The organism is Pontibacter sp. JAM-7, assembly GCF_048548695.2.
Classification (GTDB): domain Bacteria; phylum Pseudomonadota; class Gammaproteobacteria; order Pseudomonadales; family Balneatricaceae; genus Neptuniibacter.
Genome location: NZ_JBLYIF020000066.1, coordinates 1 through 243 on the forward strand (window position 1 = coordinate 1; position 243 = coordinate 243).

Genomic DNA, 243 nt, shown 5'->3' on the forward strand with positions numbered 1-243 from the left:
ACCGTATCTACGCGGTGGTAACCGGCATCACTCAGTTGCTTGCGTAACAGTTGCGGGTCCATCTGGCCGCCCGCTTTTAAACTGAAGCAATGCCCCGCAATAAACTCATCAGGTGCAGTCCGGTGCAGGAGGGTACTGACAGGAACCACCAGGATGCCACGTTTGAGACTGGGCAGCCGTGCCAGGGTGGCAATCCGCTGGGAGATACTATCCTGATGTGGTGAGAAGGTGTCGTAGGGCAGT

1 protein-coding gene is annotated in these 243 nt (G+C 56.8%); it reads right to left on the reverse strand.

Annotation, left to right across the window (positions count from 1 at the left end):
* The coding region (locus ACFVYJ_RS13890) for a hypothetical protein (protein WP_463255465.1) at nucleotides 1–243 on the reverse strand (243 nt) is incomplete at both ends.